Origin of the sequence: Limnospira sp. PMC 1279.21 (genome assembly GCF_032349615.1) — a bacterium.
GTDB lineage: Bacteria > Cyanobacteriota > Cyanobacteriia > Cyanobacteriales > Microcoleaceae > Limnospira > Limnospira fusiformis.
Map to the genome: position 1 here is coordinate 1 of NZ_JARPLU010000561.1, position 399 is coordinate 399.

Genomic DNA, 399 nt, shown 5'->3' on the forward strand with positions numbered 1-399 from the left:
GGAGAGGGAAGGGGAAAGCGATCGCCTGGGAGAGGGAAGGGGAAAGCGATCGCCTGGGAGAGGGAAGGGGAAAGCGATCGCTATTGTGGTGCGTCAACCGAGAATATTCGGTTAGTATGAAAATTCCCCGGTTCTGACGCACCCTACAATGTGGGTTTTGTCAGTTGTCATCTGTCTGCAACCAGCGCACTAAATCCTCCATCCCCCCAAAATCTAACAAAGCCTCCGCCAACTCATCCCTTTGACCCGAGTTGAGAGATATCACCTGTTGCCGTTGCATATCCGACAACTCACCACAGCGACGGGTTAACTGTCGTAACAGCATCTGGGTCTGTGCTTCTTCGCGACCCTTCTGCAACACATCCCGATAAAACCGGGTATCCTCAAGCTTAACCTGGG

Annotated in this window: 1 protein-coding gene; it reads right to left on the reverse strand. The window is 52.9% G+C overall.

Translation table 11 applies throughout. The features are described from left to right. Positions 1 to 160: 160 nt before the first annotated feature. The coding region (locus P5683_RS25940) for a DUF4351 domain-containing protein (protein ID WP_315641304.1) at positions 161 to 399 on the reverse strand (239 nt) is incomplete at its 5' end.